This window comes from Pseudonocardia yunnanensis (assembly GCF_039534065.1).
In the GTDB taxonomy this organism is placed as follows: Bacteria; Actinomycetota; Actinomycetes; order Mycobacteriales; family Pseudonocardiaceae; genus Pseudonocardia; species Pseudonocardia yunnanensis.
In genome coordinates this window covers 35,465-54,610 of sequence record NZ_BAAAUS010000023.1, presented here as the reverse complement: position 1 = coordinate 54,610, position 19,146 = coordinate 35,465, and the positions used below count along the sequence as shown (strand labels likewise).

The 19,146-nt window shown below is 71.7% G+C and carries 18 protein-coding genes; 12 read left to right on the top strand and 6 right to left on the bottom strand.

What is annotated here, in order from left to right:
• The first annotated feature begins 1 nt into the window (after window position 1).
• From ABD743_RS20035 to ABD743_RS20010, 6 genes are all read left to right on the top strand, one after another.
• The gene (locus ABD743_RS20035) at window positions 2-817 is read left to right on the top strand and encodes an ATP-binding cassette domain-containing protein (protein ID WP_344723652.1); all 816 of its coding nucleotides are present in this window, start codon (window positions 2-4) and stop codon (window positions 815-817) included.
• 34 nt (window positions 818-851) lie between these two features.
• On the top strand, window positions 852-1,871 hold the full coding sequence (locus ABD743_RS20030) for a Gfo/Idh/MocA family oxidoreductase (RefSeq protein ID WP_344723651.1): 1,020 nt from the start codon (window positions 852-854) through the stop codon (window positions 1,869-1,871).
• On the top strand, window positions 1,868-2,737 hold the full coding sequence (locus tag ABD743_RS20025) for a sugar phosphate isomerase/epimerase family protein (RefSeq protein WP_344723650.1): 870 nt from the start codon (window positions 1,868-1,870) through the stop codon (window positions 2,735-2,737). Before ABD743_RS20030 ends, ABD743_RS20025 begins: the two co-directional genes overlap by 4 nt.
• On the top strand, window positions 2,734-3,780 hold the full coding sequence (locus ABD743_RS20020; protein WP_344723649.1) for a Gfo/Idh/MocA family oxidoreductase: 1,047 nt from the start codon (window positions 2,734-2,736) through the stop codon (window positions 3,778-3,780). The genes ABD743_RS20025 and ABD743_RS20020 overlap by 4 nt, the downstream gene beginning before the upstream one ends.
• Window positions 3,777-4,649: a sugar phosphate isomerase/epimerase family protein gene (locus tag ABD743_RS20015; protein ID WP_344723648.1), complete on the top strand. Its 873-nt coding sequence runs from the start codon at window positions 3,777-3,779 to the stop codon at window positions 4,647-4,649. Before ABD743_RS20020 ends, ABD743_RS20015 begins: the two co-directional genes overlap by 4 nt.
• A gap of 227 nt (window positions 4,650-4,876) precedes the next feature.
• Window positions 4,877-5,050 carry a hypothetical protein gene (locus ABD743_RS20010; RefSeq protein WP_344723647.1) on the top strand — a complete coding sequence of 58 codons (174 nt, stop codon included), beginning with the start codon at window positions 4,877-4,879 and terminating at the stop codon, window positions 5,048-5,050.
• Between the two features lie 18 nt (window positions 5,051-5,068).
• Here the strand turns inward: ABD743_RS20010 and ABD743_RS20005 are convergent, their stop codons facing one another.
• From ABD743_RS20005 to ABD743_RS19985, 5 genes are all read right to left on the bottom strand, one after another.
• Window positions 5,069-5,713, bottom strand: a complete 645-nt coding sequence (locus tag ABD743_RS20005) for a response regulator transcription factor (protein WP_344723646.1) — start codon at window positions 5,711-5,713, stop codon at window positions 5,069-5,071.
• Window positions 5,701-6,936 carry a sensor histidine kinase gene (locus ABD743_RS20000; protein WP_344723645.1) on the bottom strand — a complete coding sequence of 412 codons (1,236 nt, stop codon included), beginning with the start codon at window positions 6,934-6,936 and terminating at the stop codon, window positions 5,701-5,703. The genes ABD743_RS20005 and ABD743_RS20000 overlap by 13 nt, the downstream gene beginning before the upstream one ends.
• A gap of 9 nt (window positions 6,937-6,945) precedes the next feature.
• The gene (locus ABD743_RS19995; protein WP_344723644.1) at window positions 6,946-9,489 is read right to left on the bottom strand and encodes an FtsX-like permease family protein; all 2,544 of its coding nucleotides are present in this window, start codon (window positions 9,487-9,489) and stop codon (window positions 6,946-6,948) included.
• Window positions 9,486-10,241, bottom strand: a complete 756-nt coding sequence (locus tag ABD743_RS19990; RefSeq protein WP_344723643.1) for an ABC transporter ATP-binding protein — start codon at window positions 10,239-10,241, stop codon at window positions 9,486-9,488. Before ABD743_RS19990 ends, ABD743_RS19995 begins: the two co-directional genes overlap by 4 nt.
• Window positions 10,242-10,328: 87 nt before the next feature.
• On the bottom strand, window positions 10,329-11,309 hold the full coding sequence (locus ABD743_RS19985) for a LacI family DNA-binding transcriptional regulator (RefSeq protein ID WP_344723642.1): 981 nt from the start codon (window positions 11,307-11,309) through the stop codon (window positions 10,329-10,331).
• Between the two features lie 130 nt (window positions 11,310-11,439).
• On the opposite strand from ABD743_RS19985, the gene ABD743_RS19980 reads away from it, so the two are divergent.
• From ABD743_RS19980 to ABD743_RS19955, 6 genes are read left to right on the top strand one after another with little or no spacing between them, the layout of a single operon-like run.
• Complete coding sequence (locus ABD743_RS19980) at window positions 11,440-12,678, top strand: cytochrome P450 (RefSeq protein ID WP_344723641.1); 1,239 nt, start codon at window positions 11,440-11,442, stop codon at window positions 12,676-12,678.
• Complete coding sequence (locus tag ABD743_RS19975) at window positions 12,675-13,670, top strand: PDR/VanB family oxidoreductase (protein WP_344723640.1); 996 nt, start codon at window positions 12,675-12,677, stop codon at window positions 13,668-13,670. Before ABD743_RS19980 ends, ABD743_RS19975 begins: the two co-directional genes overlap by 4 nt.
• 13 nt (window positions 13,671-13,683) lie before the next feature.
• Complete coding sequence (locus ABD743_RS19970; RefSeq protein WP_344723639.1) at window positions 13,684-14,679, top strand: sugar phosphate isomerase/epimerase family protein; 996 nt, start codon at window positions 13,684-13,686, stop codon at window positions 14,677-14,679.
• Window positions 14,680-14,718: 39 nt separating this feature from the next.
• The gene (locus ABD743_RS19965) at window positions 14,719-15,885 is read left to right on the top strand and encodes a phytanoyl-CoA dioxygenase family protein (RefSeq protein ID WP_344723638.1); all 1,167 of its coding nucleotides are present in this window, start codon (window positions 14,719-14,721) and stop codon (window positions 15,883-15,885) included.
• Entirely contained in the window at window positions 15,885-16,661 is a 777-nt protein-coding gene (locus ABD743_RS19960; RefSeq protein WP_344723637.1) for an SDR family oxidoreductase, read from the top strand. The genes ABD743_RS19965 and ABD743_RS19960 overlap by 1 nt, the downstream gene beginning before the upstream one ends.
• Window positions 16,662-16,669: 8 nt before the next feature.
• A complete protein-coding gene (locus ABD743_RS19955) occupies window positions 16,670-17,671 on the top strand; it encodes a Gfo/Idh/MocA family protein (RefSeq protein ID WP_344723941.1) in 1,002 nt (333 codons plus the stop codon).
• Between the two features lie 60 nt (window positions 17,672-17,731).
• Here the strand turns inward: ABD743_RS19955 and ABD743_RS19950 are convergent, their stop codons facing one another.
• Entirely contained in the window at window positions 17,732-19,030 is a 1,299-nt protein-coding gene (locus ABD743_RS19950) for an FUSC family protein (RefSeq protein ID WP_344723636.1), read from the bottom strand.
• Window positions 19,031-19,146: the final 116 nt, after the last annotated feature.

Here is a 19,146-nt window from a genome sequence, read left to right as displayed (position 1 = left end):
CATGACCGACACGATCGCCGAGCACGCGGCAGCGAACCTGAAGGCGGGCACCCCGCTCGTCGAGATGGCAGGCGTGGGTAAGGCGTACGGAGCCATCCGGGCGCTGGAGGACATCAACCTGACGGTCAACGCCGGCGAGGTGACCTGCGTCCTCGGGGACAACGGCGCCGGGAAGTCGACGCTGATCAAGATCATCTCCGGGCTGCACCCGCACACCGAGGGCGTGGTCAAGGTCGACGGCACCGTGATGCATTTCTCCTCACCGCGCGAGTCGCTCGACCACGGCATCGCCACCGTCTACCAGGACCTGGCCGTCGTCGGGCTGATGGAGGTGTGGCGGAACTTCTTCCTGGGGTCGGAGATCCGCAAGGGCAAATACCCGCTCGCCCCGCTGGACATCAAGGGGATGCGGGAGATCGCCGACACCGAGCTCGGGAAGATGGGCATCCACGTCAAGGACATCAACCAGCCCATCGGGACGTTGTCGGGCGGTCAGCGCCAGTGCGTCGCGATCGCGCGGGCCGTGTACTTCGGCGCGCGCGTGCTCATCCTCGACGAGCCGACGGCGGCGCTCGGCGTCAAGCAGTCGGGTGTGGTGCTCAAGTACACGGCGGCGGCTCGCGACGCCGGCCTCGGCGTCGTGTTCATCACCCACAACCCGCATCACGCGTTCATGGTGGGCGACCACTTCTGCATCCTGAAGCTCGGTCGCTGCGTCTTGGACAAGAAACGCGCCGAGGTGACCCTCGACGAGCTCGCCGCGGAGATGGCGGGCGGGCAGGAGCTCGCCGAGCTCTCCCACGAGCTCGAGCGCTGACCAGCGCATTCCACACATCAGGAGAGGAAGCGACGTGACTCTAGGCGTCGGCGTCATCGGCGTGGGCATGATCGGGCAGGACCACATCAGACGGCTCACCCACGTCCTGTCCGGGGCGCGGGTCGCGGCGGTCACCGACGTGGATCTCGACCGCGCGCGGACGGTCGCGGACGACCTCCCGCGCGCCGCGCTGCACGCCAGCGGGCAGGACCTCATCGCCGATCCGGACGTTGACGCGGTGGTCGTCACGTCCTGGGGCCCGACGCACGAGGAGTACGTCCTGGCCTGCATCGAGGCGGGCAAGCAGGTCTTCTGCGAGAAGCCCCTCGCGACCACCGAGGAGGCCTGCGCCCGGATCGTCGACGCCGAGGTCGCGGCGGGTCGGCGGATGGTCATGGTCGGCTTCATGCGGCGCTACGACGAGCAGTACCGGGCCATGAAGCAGGTGGTGACCAGCGGCGAGATCGGGCTGCCGCTGCTGATGCACGCCGCGCACCGCAACCCGTCGGTGCCGTCGCACTACACCAGCGACATGATCATCAACGACAGCACCGTGCACGACATCGACGTCGCACGGTGGATGTTCGACGACGAGATCGCCGCCATCACCGTGCTCAAGCCACGGGTGAGCAGCAAGGCCGCGGCCGGCTTCAACGATCCGCTGCTCGTGCTGCTGGAGATGGCGGGCGGCGTGGTCGTGGACGTCGAGGCCATGGTGAACGCGGGCTTCGGCTACGACATCCGCGGCGAGGTGGTCTGCGAGGACGGCACCGTCGAGCTGTCGGAGAGCGCGGGCGCCCTGGTCAAGACCGCCGGACGGGTCAGCGGCCCCGTGCCGGCCCACTGGCGGGAGCGCTTCGTCCGCGCGTTCGACACCGAGTTCCAGGCCTGGATCGACGCCGTCACGGCCGGGGGCACCACCGGTCCCAGCGCGTGGGACGGCTATGCGGCCACGGTCGGGTGCGAGACGGGCCTGGCTGCGCTGCACTCCGGCGGCCGCGTGCCGGTGGTGCTGCGTCAGCGCCCGGACCTCTACAAGGAGCCCGCTCCGTGAAACTTGCGGTCGACCCCTACATGCTGCGGAAGACACCGCTGCTGGAGCTGCCGGCGCTGGTCGCGGAGCTCGGCTACCAGCACATCGAGCTGTCCCCGCGAGAGGATTTCCTGCCGTTCTTCGTGCACCCGCGGGCCGACCGGGCGACGATCGCCGCATTCCGCAAGGAGCTCGCAGGCGCCGGCGTGGAGATCGCCTCGGTGCTGCCGCTCTACAAGTGGTCCGGCCCCGACGAGGACGAGCGGCAGGCCGCGGTGCGCTACTGGCGCCGGGCCATCCAGATCACCGTCGACCTCGGCTGCGGCGTCATGAACTCCGAGTTCAACGGGCGCCCCGAGCAGGCGGCGGCGAGCGAGGCGCAGTTCTGGCGCTCGCTGGAGGAACTGCTCCCGATCTTCGAACGGGAGGGCGTGCGGCTCGTGCTCGAGCCCCATCCCGACGACTTCATGGAGGACGGGCGGGGCGCGGTCGACCTGATCCGCGGCATCGACAACGAGCTCGTCTCGTTCCTGTACTGCGCGCCGCACACGTTCCACCAGGGAGGCGACCTCGCCGGCGTCATGCGGTACGCCGGGCCGCTGCTCACCCAGCTGCACATCGCCGACACGTTCGACCACACCGGCTCGTCCGGGCTGCGCTACATCGTGAACCCGCCGGGGTCGACGGCACGGATCCATCAGCATCTCGATGTGGGGCAGGGCGAGGTCGACTGGGACCTGTTCTTCGCCACACTCGCCGAGGTCGGGTTCGACGGGATCGCGACGGTGTGCGTCTTCGCCTGGGAGGAGCGGGCGCGCGAGTCGCTGCGCTTCAACCTGGAGAAGGTGCAGGAGTACCTGGGCCGACACGCCGTGACCGGCGCATGAGCCGCCGCGTCGGCGTCGGGCTCGCCGGGCTCGGGCGGATGGGACGGATCCACGCGCGGAACCTCGCGTCGCGCTGCGCCTCGGCCCGCCTGGCGTGCCTGTACGACGCGGACACCGCGGTCGCCCGGCAACTCGCCGGACAGCTCGAGGTGCCCTGGACGGCGAGCTTCGACGAGCTGCTGGCCGACGAGGATGTCGAGGCCGTGGCGATCGCCACCTCCACCGGCTCGCATGCGGAGCTGGCGGTGGCCGCCGCCGCGGCGGGCAAGCACATCTTCTGCGAGAAGCCGATCTCGCTGGACCGTGACACCACGCTCGCCGTGATCGACGCCGTCGCGCAGGCCGGCGTGCTGTTCCAGGTGGGGTTCCACCGCCGTTCCGACCCCGACTGGGTGGCCGCCGCGCAGCGGATCCAGGCGGGCGAGCTGGGCGCGGTCACCCTGTTCCGCACGTCGTTGCGAGACATGACCTCCCCGCCGCCCGCGTACCTCACCGGCTCGGGCGGCTTCTTCGTCGACGTCACCGTGCACGACCTCGACGTGGCCCGCTGGCTGGTCGGCGAGGTCGTGGAGGTCAGCGCGCACGGGGCGGCGTCCGACCCCGCGTTCGCCGCGCTCGGCGACATTGACACCGCCGTCGTCGTGCTGCGCTTCGAGAACGGCGCCCTCGGCGTGATCGACAACAGCCGCTCGGCCCGGTACGGCTACGAGTGCTCCACCGAGGTGATGGGCAGCGCCGCGACCGTCCGGATCGACGCGCCGGGGCGGCGCCACTACGAGTGGCGCACGCCCGGGCTCGCGTCCCACGACCTGCCGCGCGACTTCGAGGAGCGCTACCCGGAGGCCTACACCGACGAGCTCGACGCGTTCGGCCGCTGCGTACGCGATGGCGGCACTCCCCGGGTGACGGGCCACGACGCGCTCGCCGCGTTCGACCTGGCCAGGGCGGCACGACGGTCGTGGGAGTCGGGCCGCCCGGTCGGCGTGAAGCCACAGCGGACGCCCCACGGTGTTCTGTACGAACTGGAGGAACCACAGAAGTGACTGACCAGAGGATCGCCGGGGCGCCCATCTCCTGGGGGGTGTGCGAGGTGCCCGGGTGGGGTTACCAGCTGCCACCCTCGCGGGTGCTCGCGGAGATGCGGGACGTGGGGATGGCCGCCACGGAGCTGGGGCCCGACGGTTTCCTCCCGACCGAGCCCGGCGCGATGGCCGAGGTTCTCTCCCGCCACCACTTGCACGCCGTCGGCGGGTTCACGCCGCTGTTGCTGCACGTGGCCGGCCACGACCCCGTTCCCGAGGTGGAGAAGCTGCTGCAGGCCTACGCGGCGACCGGGTCGGACGTGCTGGTGCTCTCGGCCGTCTCCGGTCTCGACGGGTACGACACCCGCCCCACCCTCGATGACGCCGGCTGGCTCACCCTGCTGACCAACCTGGACCGGCTCACGGATCTCGCCGCCGAGCACGGCGTTCGCGCGGTGCTGCACCCGCACGTCGGCACGATGGTCGAGAACGGCGAGGAGGTGCAGCGGGTACTCGACGGCTCCTCGATCGCGCTGTGCCTGGACACGGGCCATCTGCTCATCGGCGGTACCGATCCGGCCGAGCTCACCCGCCAGGCGCCCCACCGGATCGCCCACACCCATCTCAAGGACGTGGACGCCCGCCTGGCCGGGCAGGTGCAGTCGGGCAGGCGCACCTACACCGAGGCCGTCGGTCAGGGCATGTACCGCCCACTCGGCCAGGGTGACGTCGACGTCGAGGCGATCATCGGACATCTGCGCGGGCACGGCTACGACGGTTGGTACGTCCTCGAGCAGGACACGATCCTCACCGAGGAGCCGCGCGGCGAAGGCCCGCTGACCGACGTCCGAGCCAGCCTGGACCACCTGCACACCCTGCTCCGCCGCTGACCACCGGTACTCGCACCTCGCCGCGTTCCTCGCATACGGCACAAACCGGGCGAGATCTCCGCCGGGGTGCGGGACCCGCGACAACCGGTCGAACGGAGGGCGTACCTTGTTGCGGAGGCCTAGGCCAACGGCGGCACATCAGTGCCCGCCCAGGCGATGGCCGGGGGGTTACAGCGCGGGGCCTGCCGGTGCCCGTTACTACAACAGCCATCGGGAAAGCTACCGAAGTGATCAACATTTCCGTCTCGGCCCGCTCGCTGGCCGCGGCCCGAGCGATCGACCCCGACGTCTCACCCGCCGCGGTCCGTGCCGCCGTGGAGGTGGCCATCGCCGAGCACCTACGCGAGCTCAAGCGCTCGCGCGACGCCGGGCGCATCGACCCCACACGCTCCGCGGAGTAGTCGGCGACCCTGGCCGGGTCACTGGTTGAGGTACGCGAGGACAGCCCGCACCCGGCGATGGGTGTCGTCGGCCGGCGGCAGGTCCAACTTGGTCAGGATGTTCGTGATGTGCTTCTCCACCGACGGTGGAGCGAGCACAAGTTCGGTGCAGATGGCCGAGTTCGACAATCCCTGCGCGACGAGTGCGAGCACCTCCCGCTCACGGGGGGTGAGCGCCGCGACGCCTTGGTCGCGGTTGTTGCGAGCGAACAGCTGCCGGACGACCTCCGGATCCATCACCGTGCCGCCCCCGGCGACCCGTTCGATCGCGTCGAGGAACTCGTCCAGCGCGGTGACCCGGTCCTTGAGCAGGTAGCCGACCGCGCCGTTACCGTCGGCGAGCAGCTCGGCCGCGTAGGTGCGCTCGACGTACTGGGACAGGATCAGGATCGGCGCCCTCGGGTCTCGTTTGCGCACCGACAGCGCGGCCCGCAGACCCTCGTCCCGGAACCCGGGTGGCAGCCGGACGTCGACGATGGACAGATCAGGGTGGTGTTCCTTCACCGCGCTCTCGAGGTCGGGTGCGTTGTCCACCGCCGCGACGACGGTGTGCCCGGTGTCGGTGAGGATCCGGATCAGGCCGTCCCGGAGCAGGAGCAGGTCCTCGGCGATCACGATTCGCACGGCAACTCCGCTCGGACGACGGTCGGGCCGCCGGATGGACTCGTGATCACCATCCTGCCGTCCAGCGCCTCGACCCGACGACGCAGGCCCGTCAGCCCCGATCCGGACGGGTCGGCGCCGCCGCAGCCGTCGTCGCGGACCTCCACCGACAGCACGTCCTCGCGGCGGACCACCTCCACCAGGCACTCGTCGGCTGTCGCGTGCTTGGTGATGTTCGCCAGTGCCTCGGCGACAACGAAGTAGGCGGCCGCCTGCACCGCGGGTGCCAGTTCGCCGAGGTCGCCGGCACGCACCACGACCGGCAGCGGTGCGTCGCCTGCAAGCGCGCCCAGCGCCGCGACGAGGCCCCGGTCGGTGAGGATCGGCGGGTAGATCCCGCGGACCAGTCTGCGCAGCTCGGCGAGCGCGTCGTCGAGCTGCCGGCGGGCGGTCAGGAGGTCGTCGCGCACCGGGTCACCACCCGGACCGGCCACGCGCATTTTGCGCTCGGCCAGTGCCAACGTCATCCCCGCCGCCACGATGCGTGCCTGTGCACCGTCGTGCAGGTCACGCTCGATCCGCTGCAGCTCGGCGGCCTGCGCGTCCACCACCCGGCGACGGGTGACGGTGAGCTCGGCGGCCCGGTCGGCGAGGCGCTGCCGAGGGCCCTGCCCCAGCAGCTTCACCGCGAGCTCGGCTTGCGTCCTCGCCAGTGTGCCGACCAGCCACCGCGCGGGAAGGGCAAGCACGACACCGAGGACCGTCAGCGCGAAGCGGCCCGGGACGGTGTTGAACAGCGCGTCCACGACGAGGGGCAGGTGCGGGTTGGGCACGGCCCACAACCAGAGGGGCGCGCAGATCATCCCGAGATCGACGACCGCGACCACGACACCGGGGATCCCGGTGGCGAGCCCGAGCGGGAAAAGCAGCACCAGCCAGGTGAGGTCCCGCCACGTGGCAGGCTCACGGGTCAACGCACGGCCGCGGGCCCACGGGTTCGCCCCGGTCGCCGGCTCGTAGGGAGCGACCACCGGCCTGCCCAGCAGAGCAGTGGCCCGCCACCGCTCCAGTCCGGCGAGGCGCCGGGTCACCCACGTGAGGACGAGGAAGACGGGCGGACCGAGGTAGGTCACCGACAACAGGCCGCTGGCCAGCGTGGTGATCAGGGCCCACAAGAACGTGGCGGGTCCGATCAGCACGCCGGCCAGCAGGTGGGCCAGTTCCCTGGCCGCGCGGACGATCACCGGGCGAACCTAGGCCAGGCCGGGGAGCGACCGGCGCCGGACGACCAGCCGCGCCGGCATGGCTGCGGCCACGAGACCGAGCAGCCCCACGCCGCCCACCATGGCCAGGTAACGCAGCGGGTCAGCGAACAGCCGCCACTGCCCGTCCTGCGCCATGCTGAAGGTGCCCACTACGGCTCCGGTGATCAGGCAGCCCATCACCAGTGCCACCGCCACGGTGACCAGCGCCTCCAGGCCGAGCAGCCGGTGCAGCTGCGGGGCGGTCGCGCCGATCAACCGGAGCCCGGCGAACTCGCGACGGCGTGCGCTGGTCGCGATGGCGAACGTGTTGACCACGGCGATCGCGGTGAACCCCAGCGAGATGACGACCATCAGCTCCCACGCGGCCTGCTGGTTCTGCACATCGGCGGCGCCTCCCCGCGGATCACGGGCGTCCGTCGCGGCGAGCGCAGGCCACTCGGCGTGGACCGCCTCGGCCACCCCGGAATCGCCTCGGAGGTAGAGGGCGCCGACGAGGCCACGCGGATCGTACCGGGCGGCGAGCTCGGCCGGTAGCACCAGCTCGCCGAAGCCACGCCAGTTCTCGTAGACGGCGACCACGGTCAGGGGCGTCCGTGTGCCGTCAGCCAGCCAGAAGTCCGGCCGGTCGCCGATCCGCCAGCCCCGCTCCTCGGCGAGCGGACGGCTCACTGCCACCGCGCCATCCGGACCGTCGCTGCCCAGGTTCTCCAGGCTCCCCGCCGTGACGCCGAGGTCGAGCGCTTGCTCGCCCGAGACCTGCAGGCCCTGCGCCGGGTAGTCCTCCGGCTTGCCCCCGAGATCGACGATGACGCGCGTACCGATGGTGGCGGCCGACCCGGTCACCGCCGGAAGCGCGGACACCTGCTCGGCGACGTCGAGCGGAAGTCCTGGCGCGTTCGTGGCGGCGACCCGGACGGTCGCCGATGCGGTCCGAGCGGCCTGCTGGTCGGCGGTGACCCTGGTGAGGATCTCCCCATCGATCAGCATGGTGGCGTTGATCGCGAACATGAGGGTCAGCGGGATCGCCACCCCCACGACCCGGCGACTTTCCGCACGGGTCATCACCGCGGCGATCCGGCCCAGCACACCGCTCACTACGACAACCCGCGACACCACTGCCGTCACCCCGCCAACCGCAAGCGGCCCGAGAGCGGCGACGGCGCAGAGCAGCAGCGCGCAGGACACGAACCCCATCCCCATGCCGTACGGACCGCCAAGCGGAACCAGGCCGAGCACCGCCGCCGCGCCGGAGGCCAGCACTGCTGCGACGACAACCCGGAGGACCCAGCCACCGCCCGAAGCGGTCGCGGTCTCGCGCAATGCCTGTGTCGGCGCTATCCGGACCGCCCGGCGGGCAGCCACGGCCGTGGCGAGCAGGGTCACGAGCATCCCGACGACGACCGCGGCGATCAGCACCATGGCGTTCAGCGTCACGGCGAACTGCGGCGGGACGGCGCCGAGATCGCGGAACCGCGCTGCGATGAGGTGGGCCACCACGACCCCGACCGGCAGGGCCGGCACAGCTGCCGCGAGGGTCACGATCGCGATCTCCGAGCCCAGCATGCGGCTCAGCTGGCGCGGAGTCGCCCCCGCTGTGCGGAGCAGGGCCAGCTCGCGCAAGCGCTGGCGCACCGCGAGCGACACCGTCCCGGTGAGCACGAACACCGCCGCGAACCCGGTGATCCCCAGGACGAACCCGAAGATCGAGATCGCCCCGATGTAGTCCGGCACAGCACCCGGCAGATCCGCCGTGACCTTGTCGGCACCGGTATGGACCGCAGCGCTGTCCCCGATCCGCTGCCGGAGACCGGCGACCACTGCCGCGGCGTCCGCGTCCGGTGCCATCCGCACACCGACCGCCGTCGGCCCGGCCAGCCCTGACAGTTCGCCGACCTGCACGTCGGCGACGAATACCGCGGCCTGTCCTGGAACACCCCCGGCCGTGGCCGGTGCTGCCACGCCCACCAGACGCAGGTCCCGCGCGCCGGTCCGGGTGGTCACCCGGACGGTCTCGCCGATCCGCAGCCCGTCGGCCAACGCGGCGTCGAGCACGACTCCACCCGGCCCGGGCGGGGCGCCCTGGGTCAGCTCGTAGGGGGTCAGCGCAGCTGAGGCCCACCCGTGCGCGACCACGGCCGCACGGTCCGGCGCCTGGACCGGGACCCCGCCGGCGTCGACCGCGACCGGGAACGTTGCGTCCGGCACGGCCGTGGCCACTCCGGGCGTCCCCGCAACAGTGTCGACGAGCTCATCGGACAGGGCGGGCGCGCCGGTCAGCCGCTCGCTCTTGGTCTTGACCTTGACCTCGCCGTCACCCTTGGCCTGCTCGGTGGTCAGCACCACGGCCCGGTCACCGGCGACGACCGCGTCGGTGGCAGCGAACCTGTCTGCGCCGGGCCCCGCGGTGAGCACCGAGAACAGAAGCAGGCCGCTGCCGGCGATCAGTGCAACGGCCAGGAACGCGGTGAGGAATGTTCCGGCGAAGGCAGCCTTGCGACGCCGCACGGTTCCGGCGGCCAGCTTGATGATCATCTGGTCAGCTCCACCATGCGTGCCGACACCATCGCGGCCGTGGGTGCGATCAGGTCTCCGGCGAGCCTGCCGTCCGCGAGGAACACCACGCGGTCGGCCCAGGCCGCCGCGGCCGGGTCATGCGTCACCATCACGACCGTCGCTCCGAACTCGTCCACGAACCGTCGCAGCAGCGCCAGCACCTCGCGGCCCGTGGAGAGATCAAGGGCACCGGTCGGTTCGTCGCCGAAGATCACCTCGGGGCGCCCGGCGAGCGCCCTGGCCAGCGCCACGCGCTGCTGCTGACCACCCGACAGCTCGCCCGGCCGAGCCTTCTCCCGTCCCGCGAGACCGACCCGCGCCAGCACCTCGCGCGCCCACGCCTCGTCGGGCCGGACTCCTGCGAGGCGCTGCGGTAGCAGCACGTTGTCCCACACCGACAGCGCATCGACGAGGTTGAACGACTGGAAGACGAACCCCACGTGCGCGCGCCGGACGACGGTGAGCTTCGGCTCGCGCAACGCGCTGATGTCGTGGCCCGCCAGCAACACGCGCCCCTCGCTCGGCCGGTCCAGGCCTGCCGCGCAGTGCAACAGTGTCGATTTCCCCGATCCCGAGGGACCCATCACGGCGGTGAACGATCCGCTGGTGAAGCCCACCGTCACCCGGTCCAGCGCGCGTACCGCTGCTCGGCCCGGATAGGACTTCGACACCTCGGCCAGCACCACGGCATCTCGTGGTGGGGCGCTCCTCGACTGCTGAGCCAGAATCATGTCCATGATCTTCGAAGTCCGGGGCGCCCGAACCCACCGGGTCGTCCTGCATCTCTGAGGCAGGGCTGTCCCTACCCAGGGAGCGGATCAGTCGGAACGCGGCGGTCCCGTCGTCCCGCGGACGACGAGCCGCGGCGAGAGCACGACCTCCCTGGGCGCGGCCCGGTCGCCTTCCAGGCGTTCAACGGCAGCCTCCACAGCGTGCACGGCCTGCGCGCCGGCCTCCTGGCTCACCGTCGTGAGGTCGACGTGGGCGAGCCGCGCAAGCGCGCCGTCGTCGTAGCCCACCACCGACACATCGCCGGGCACCTGCACGCCTGCCCGGATGAAGACGTCGAGGAGGCCGATCGCGCTGCGGTCGTTCGCCGCGACCACCGCGGTCGGCAGCGTGGGCTCGGCGAGCAGGCGGTGGGCGGCCGAGGCGCCCGCCGCCTCGTCGTAGCCGCCCGGTAGCACCTGCGCGGCGTCGAGGCTGTGGCGCCGGGCACCGGCGAGGAAACCCGCGCGCCGGTCGACGGCCATGGAGGCGTCCGCACCATCGAGGTGCACGATGTGGCGGTGCCCGAGCCCGACCAGGTGGTCGACGGCTTGCCCGACGCCCTCGTCGTCGGCCACACGCACCACGTCGAAACCCGCCGGCTCGATGTTGCGGCCCACGACCACCATCGGGATCCGCCCCCCGAGCTCGGCGAGCACGCCGGCGTCGACCTCAGGGGAGAGCAGCAGGAGGGCCTCGCACCGCAGGTCGAGCAGGGTCTCGGCCACGCGGGCCTCGTCGTGCACCCGGATGACGGCACCGAGCGCAACGGAGTAGCCCCGCTCGTCGGCGGCGACCTGCACCTCTTCGGCCAGCTCCGCGCGGAAAGCGTCGCGCAGCACGACGGGCACGCCGAGCAGGTGCGTGCGCCGGCGGGCCAGCAGGCTCGCGGTGCGGTCGGGCCGGTAGCCCAGGCGTGATGCAGCCTCCAGCACCCGCTCGCGGGTCTCCGCGCTCGGTCCGGGAACACCGCGCAGCACGAGCGACACCGATGCGGTGGACACCCCGACGGCGGCGGCGACGTCCTCCAACCGGGGCCTGCGACCCGAATTCGCGACGCTCAGGACGACCCCCGCTCCCTTGACAGCTCCTGGTGTCAGATCGCATAGTACTCGTGGTTAAAGCGCTTTAAGCAGCGGAACCGCCTTGAGGAGGACCGCGGTGACGACGCTCAGCCCTCCGGTCGTCTATGACCCCTACTCCGCCGCCTTCAAGGCCGACCCGTGGCCGGTCTATCGCCGCCTACGCGACAGCGCACCGGTCTACGTCAGCGAGAAGTGGGGCTTCCACGCCCTCTCCCGCTTCGACGACGTCCGCGCCGCGGCCCGCGACCACGAGACCTTCCTGTCGTTCGAGGGCATCGACATCGACGACACCGCGAAGGACATGAGCGCACCGGGCTTCCTGCCCGACATCGACAACCCGCGCCACGACCAGCTCCGCCGGATCGTGCAGCGGACGTTCCTGCCGCGGACGATCGCGAAGCTGGAGGACGACGTCCGGCGGGTCGTCACCGGCCTCGTCGACCGCTTCGCCGACGCCGGCGAGGCCGACATCGCGCAGGACCTCTCGTGGCCCATCCCCTACGCGGTGTTCTTCGACGTGCTCGGACTGCCCACCACCGGCTCCGACCGCGCCGACCTCGAACGCTGGTCGCACGGACTCAAGGACCGCGAGAACGACGACCCGAGGCTCACACCCGTCGCCTGGGACGCGTTGCACAACACGAAGGACTACCTCGCCGAGATCCTCATGGAGCGGCGCCGCAACCCGCGTGAGGACCTGCTCAGCACGCTCGTCACGGCGTCCGTCGACGACCACGGCGGAGTGCCGTTCGCCCCACCGGTGATCGATCGCGACTCCGAGATCGTCGGATTGGCGTTCGTGCTGTTCATGGCCGGTGTGGAGAGCACCGCGGCCCTGCTGTCGACGGCCTTCCGCGAGCTCGCCCTGAATCCGGACCAACGCTCCTTGCTGCTGGCCGACCCGTCGCTCGTCCCCGCTGCCGTGGAGGAGGCGCTGCGCTTCGACGCGCCGCTGCAGGTAGCAGGCCGGACCACCACCCGGGACGTACACCTGCACGACACCGCGATCCCCGCCGGCGAGCGCGTGTTCCTGGTCTACGGCTCCGCCAACCGCGACGATCGCCAGTACGAGAACCCGGACCGCTTCGACGTGACCCGTCCCCAGAAGCGGCACATGTCGTTCGGCGAGGGCCTGCACGGTTGTCTCGGCGCCCCGCTGGCCCGGCTGGAGGCCCGCGTGGCCCTGGAGGTCACGCTCCCGCGCCTGGGCAACTACACGATCTCCGGACCCATGCGCCTGTACCGGAGCACGCCGAACATGCGCGTGCTCGACCACCTGCCGATCTCGTTCACGCCGACCGGGAGGGCGACATGACCACGGACGTCACCCTCGCGCCCCGAACCGCGGGCGACGCGCCCGAGTACGAGCTCGACGCGGTCGTCGGCGGCCGCCACGTCGCGGCCGAGGGTGTCGTGGTCCTGACGCTGCGCGAGGCCGGCGGCGGAACGCTGCCCCCGTGGGAGCCCGGCGCGCACGTCGACCTGCTGATTCCGGGCCCCGACGGCACCCTGGTGCGCCAGTACTCGCTCTGCGGCGACCCCGCCGACCGCTACGAGTGGCAACTCGGCGTGCTCCACGAGCCCGCCGGACGCGGAGGCTCGGCGCACATCCACGACGCTCTGCACCCCGGTTCCCGCGTGCAGGTGCGAGGCCCGCGCAACCACTTCCCGCTCCTGCCCTCGCCGAGGTACCTGTTCATCGCGGGCGGCATCGGCATCACCCCGCTCCGCACCATGGTCGCCGCGGCGCAGGCCGCAGGCGCTGAGTGGGAGCTGGTCTACGGCGGCCGGACGCAGACGTCGATGGCGTTTCTCGACGAGCTGAGCGGCGACCCGCGCGTCACGGTGCGTCCGCAGGACGAGACCGGGCTGCTCGACCTCGCGAACCTGCTCGATCCGCCCCGTCCGGGCACCCTCGTCTACTGCTGCGGGCCGGAGCCGCTGCTCGCCGCCGTCGAGGAGCGCTGCGCGAGCTGGCCCGAAGGGTCGTTGCGGGTGGAGCGCTTCTCACCGAAGCCGGTGGCCGAACCCGTGCTCGCCGGATCCTTCGAGGTCGAGCTGGCCCGCAGCGGCCTCGCGTTGACGATTCCCCCGAACCGCTCGATCCTCGATGTCGTCGAGGAGGCCGGGGTGGGCGTGCTCTCCTCGTGCAGCGAGGGCACGTGCGGCACCTGCGAGACCGCGGTGCTGGCGGGCGAGCCGGAGCACCGCGACTCCGTGCTCACCGACGAGGAGCAGGCGGTGAACGACTGCATGATGATCTGCGTCTCCCGGTCGCGCTGCCCTCGTCTCGTGCTGGATCTCTAGAGGGGATCGCCCGATGAAGCTCGGTGCCTACACCGCCTGCCTGCACGACAAGCCGCTGACCGAGGCATTGGGGGTGCTGCGCGATCTGGGGCTGGACGGCGCAGAGATCAACTCCGGCGGCTTCCTGCCCGCGCCGCACCTCCCGATCGCCGCCGTCCGATCGAGCCACGACGCCCGCGAGGAGTACCTCGGCCAGTTCGCCGCGGCCGGGATCGAGCTGACCGCGCTCAACTGCAACGGCAACCCCCTACATCCGGACCACGAAGTCCGCGACAAGCACGGCCAGGACGTCTTCGACGCGATCGAGCTCGCCGCGCTGCTCGGCGTCCGCCGGGTCGTCACGATGTCGGGGCTCCCGGCGGCCGACCCGCAGGGGCAGCTGCCGTCGTGGACCGTGCTGCCGTGGGACAGCGCCTACCTCGACGCCCGCGACCACCAGTGGAGCGACGTGGCCGTGCCGTACTGGCGCACGGTCCAGGCGCGCGCCGCCGACGCCGACGTCATCGTCTGCGTCGAGATGCACCCACACAACCTGGTCTACAACCCGGCCACGATGGTGCGGCTCGCCGAGGAGATCAGCACAACGCACGTCGGCGCGGAGATGGACCCCAGCCACCTGTTCTGGCAGGGGATCGACCCGATCGCGGCTGTGGGGGCGCTCGGCGGCCTCGTCCAGAACGCGGCGGCGAAGGACACCCGCATCAACGAGCACGCGAAGATCAACGGGGTGCTCGACGACCGGTTCGGCCGCGTGCAACCCGACGAGCCGGGAGCCGTGTCGCTCGGCGGCCGCTACACGCTCAGCCGCTGGCCGACGAGCTCGTCGTGGGACTTCGTCGCCGTCGGGCGCGGCCACGACGTCGCCTTCTGGGGCGACTTCCTCGCCGCGCTGGAGAAGATCGACCCGGACATGGCCGTGAACATCGAGCACGAGGACCGGGAGCTCGACCGGCTCGACGGACTGCGCTTCGCGGCGCGGGTCCTGCTAGCCGCCTCTGATCGCGCCTGACCCGGCTCCACCACCGACGCCCCCGCGAGGAGGACGAGGATGCCCATGACCACGCACGCCACCCGAGGCCGGCTGACCGTCGAGGACTGCCGGATCGAGGATCTCGCCGCCGTCCTCGGCGAACCCACCGACCCCGACCACTACCCGCACGCCGCCGCCGTCGAGCAGGGTGTGGTCGTCTACGACGGAGCATGCCTCCGCACCGCCGCCGCGACCGAGGCCGGCCGCTGGGACATCCGCTCCGAGCTGGTCGACGCCTTCACCGACGGGCCCGGGATCGTGGTCGTCCGCGGTGCCTACCCGGACCGCGGCATCGTCGACCGCGCCACGGCGGTGTTCGAGGAGCTGATCGCCGGGCAACGGGCGGCGGGAACGGTGGCAGGGGACCACTTCGCACCCCCGGGCGCGAACGACCGCGTGTGGAACGCCCTGGAGAAGCTCGCGCTGCGCGCCCCTGAGGTGTTCGTCGACTACTACGCGAACGACGTGCTCGCACTGATCGCAGAGGCCTGGCTGGGCCCCGGCTACCAGATGACCTCTCAGATCAACCTGGTCAACCCGGGCGGCACGGCACAGGTGGGCCACCGCGACTACCACCTCGGCTTCCTGCCGGGCACGACGATCGAGCAGTACCCGGCGCACATGCACCGGCTCTCCCCCGTGCTCACGCTGCAGGGCGCCGTCGCCCATTCCGACATGCCGGTGGAGAGCGGGCCCACCCTGTACCTCCCGCACTCGCAGAAGTACGAGCCGGGCTATCTCGCCACGAACCTGCCGGACTTCCGCTTGTTCTTCGAGGCCCACCACGTCCAGCTCCCGCTGCGGACCGGTGACGCCGCGTTCTTCAACCCGGCGGTGATCCACGGCGCCGGGCACAACCGATCCGCCGACGTCCGGCGGATGGCCAACCTGCTGCAGGTCTCGTCGGCCTTCGGGCGGGCGATGGAGAGCGTGGACCGGGAAGCGATGTGCCTCGCGCTCTACCCCACTCTGCGCAGCCGTGGGGCCGACGCCACCGGCAACGCGATCGCCGCGGCGGCGGAGGGCTACGCGTTCCCGACGAACCTGGACCGTGACCCGCCCGTCGACGGCCTCGCCCCGCCCAGCCAGGCCGACCTCGTCCGGCGGGCGGTCGCCGAGGGCTGGGACGACGACACCTTCCGGGCCGAACTGTGGGCCTGGTCCGAGCGCAGGAGGACCGCCTGATGGGGCTGCTGGACGAGCGGGTCGTGCTGGTCAGCGGCGGCACGCTGGGCGTCGGGGCCGGCGTTGCCCGGGCCGCCATCCGCGAAGGAGCGTCGGTGGCCGTGTCCGGCAGGCGCCGCGAGCCCGGCGAGAAGCTGGTGGCCGAGCTCCGGGAGACGGGAGGCCAGGCGCTGTTCGTCCAGGCCGACGTCGCCGACGTCGAGCAGGCGCAGGAGTCGGTCGCCACGGTGATCGCGGAGTTCGGACGGGTGGACGCCCTGGTCAATGCGGCCGGGCTGACATCGCGCGGCACCCTGGTCGACACCACCCCCGAGCTGTTCGACCAGCACGTGGCCGTCAACCTGCGCGGGCCGTTCTTCACCATGCAGGCCGCTGTGCGCGACATGCTCGGCCGGTCGGCGCCCGGCGCGATCGTCAACGTCATCTCGACATCGGAACTCGGCGGACAGCCCTATCTCGCCCCCTACGTCGCCGCGAAGGCAGGGCTGGCAGGGCTCACCCGCAACGCTGCGCACGCCCACCGCTTCGACCGCATCCGGATCAACGGCCTGGACATCGGCTGGACCGACACCGAGGGCGAGGACGACACCCAGCGCACCTTCCACGCCGCCGGCGACGACTGGCGCGAACGCGCCGGAGAGCGGCTGCCGATGGGCCGGCTCGGACAGGTTGACGAGATCGCCGACTTCATCGTGTTCCTGCTGTCCGATCGCAGCGGCGTCGTCACCGGCTCCGTCATCGACTGGGACCAGAACGTCTTCGGAGGACTGGATTGAACGGATCACTGCGCCTCGGGTTGATCGGGCTCGGCCGGATCGGCGCGTTCCATGCACAGACCCTCAGCGAGCTGCCCGGGGTCGGCTCGCTCGTCGTCACCGACGCCGTTCCCGCCGTCACGGCCGAGGTCGCCGAACGGGTGGGCGCCGAGGCGGTCGACTCGCCCGCCAAGCTGCTCGCCGCCGGCGTCGACGGCGTGCTGATCGCGGCGGCCACCGACGCCCACCCCGAACTGCTCCTCGCCGCGGTCGACGCCGGAGTGCCGACGTTCTGCGAGAAGCCGCTCGCCCGAGCCGCCACCGATGCCCTCGCCGTGGCAGAGCGGGTACGGGCGACCGGCGTTGCCGTGCAGGTCGGGTACCCGCGCCGGTTCGACCCCGGATTCCTGGCGGCCCGCGCCGCGGTGGTGAGCGGCGAGCTCGGGTGGCTGCACACCGTGCGCTCGACCACGCTCGACCCGGCGCCTCCGCCGCCTGCCTACATCGCCGGTTCGGGCGGGATCTTCCGCGACTGCGCCGTGCACGACTTCGACGCCGTCCGATGGGTCACCGGCCGGGAGGTCGTCGAGGTGTACGCGACCGGCTCGAACCGGGGCGAGCAGTTCATCGCCGACGCCGGGGACGTCGACACGGCCGCGACCGTGCTGACCCTCGACGACGCCACCCTCGCCCTGGTCTCGAACAGCCGCTACAACCCCCGCGGGTACGACGTGCGGCTGGAGCTGCACGGCTCGGCCGACAGCGTCGCCGCCGGGCTGGACGACGGACTCCCGCTCCGTTCGACCGAAGCCGGCGTGACGTTCCCGAGCGGCCCGCCGCACGGCTTCTTCATGGATCGGCTCGCCGCGGCGTTCCGCGCCGAGCTGGCCGCATTCGCCGAGGTGGTGGCGGGAGAGCGCCCGTCCCCCTGCACCGTCGACGACGCCTTGGAGGTGGTCTGGATCGCCGAGGCCGCCGCCCTGTCGCTGCGAGAACACCGCCCCGTCCAGCTCGCGGAATTGCGGCGCTGACGGATTGTGGAGCCGTAGTGGTGTGAGTGAGGTCCCTCAGGAGCACTACGGCTCCGTGGTTCACTCCGTCGGACGTCTCACGCGAGGGCGGTTCAGCGCCCGGCCGCCCTCGCGGAGGCGGCCCATCGCGCGGGCGGTGCGGCGACGGGCCGCCTGGCGGCGGCGTTCCTCCCGCAGCCGCGCGTGCTCGACGACGTCGAGCTCCGCCAGCATCCGGTCAACCGCCAGCGTGAAGGCGCTGGTCAGTTCCCACGTCACCCGATCCTTCCCCGGTTCGGCCAGGAGCCGCTCGGCCGCGCGGCTGCGGCACTCGTGCAGGCGCTGCAACGCAGCGGCGAGTTCGTTCTCCTTCTGGTGCGGGCCCTGGCCCGTCGACTCGGCACAGATCAGCCTCCCGAAGCTCCGCACGACACCGGCCAGTTTGCGCAGCAGGTCGGCGTAAAGCCGGCGGGCCTCAGCTTCCACACGATCCGGGTCCACACGGTCCCGGTCGGACTCGACCGTGCGCGCCGTGTCGTAGGCGCTGCGGAACAGGCCTCGGATCGTCACTGCGCAGCGCTCCAGGACGTCCAGCCCGTTGCGCAGGGCGGGGGCACTCGGGCGGGTGTCCAGCGCCGCCCGCACGTTGAGCTGACGGCTCTCCTCCACGTGCTCCAGGGCCCCATCGACCTGATGTACGTGACGGTTGAGCCGGCGAGCGTCCTCCAGCCAGCGACCGGCGACGTCGACGGACAGCGAGGACGTCATCTCCTCCGCCGACCTCTCGAGCAACCCGGCGATCTCCTCGGCGAGGCGCAGGACGGCCGACGCGGCCGAACGCACCTTCACAGCGGGCGGGAAGCAGATGTTCACGAGGACGCCCACGGCCGAGCCGATGAGCGTCTCCAGCGTGCGGTCGACGGCGGCGTTCTCGGCCCCGGCGGAGTAGCCGACCGCAAGCACGAGCATCGCGCTGATCGGCACCTCGATGAGCTGCGGTCCCAGCCGCAGCAGCTGGCCCATGATGATCGAGACCGACACGATCGCGCCGAGGCTCCACCACGTCAGCCCGACCACCGAGACGAAGAGCAGAGCCAGACTCACACCGACCACCACGCTGAGCACCCGTTGCAGGCTGCTGATCAGCGTGCTGGTCAAGGTCACCTGCACGACGATGAGGGCCGTGAGGGCCGCGATCAGGGGCGGCGGGTCCCGCATGCCCAGCAGCTGAGCGGCCACGAAAGCCGCCACCGCCGCGCCGGTCAGGCGCGCTGCCCGCGCCAATGCTGAGCGACCACTCTCCCGGACCCTGCGGACCGCCTTCTCCACCAGACGCCGGGGAGCGCCGATCCATCGCGCATTGCGCCGTGGCTCCGTCATCGGCGTCGTCCCGCTCTGCCACGGGCGACGTGGTCGGCGCACGGATCACACACCGCACCGCACGTCCGTGACGATCAGCGGCCGGGGTGTCGGCCGCGCTGGTCAGGCCGTGGGAG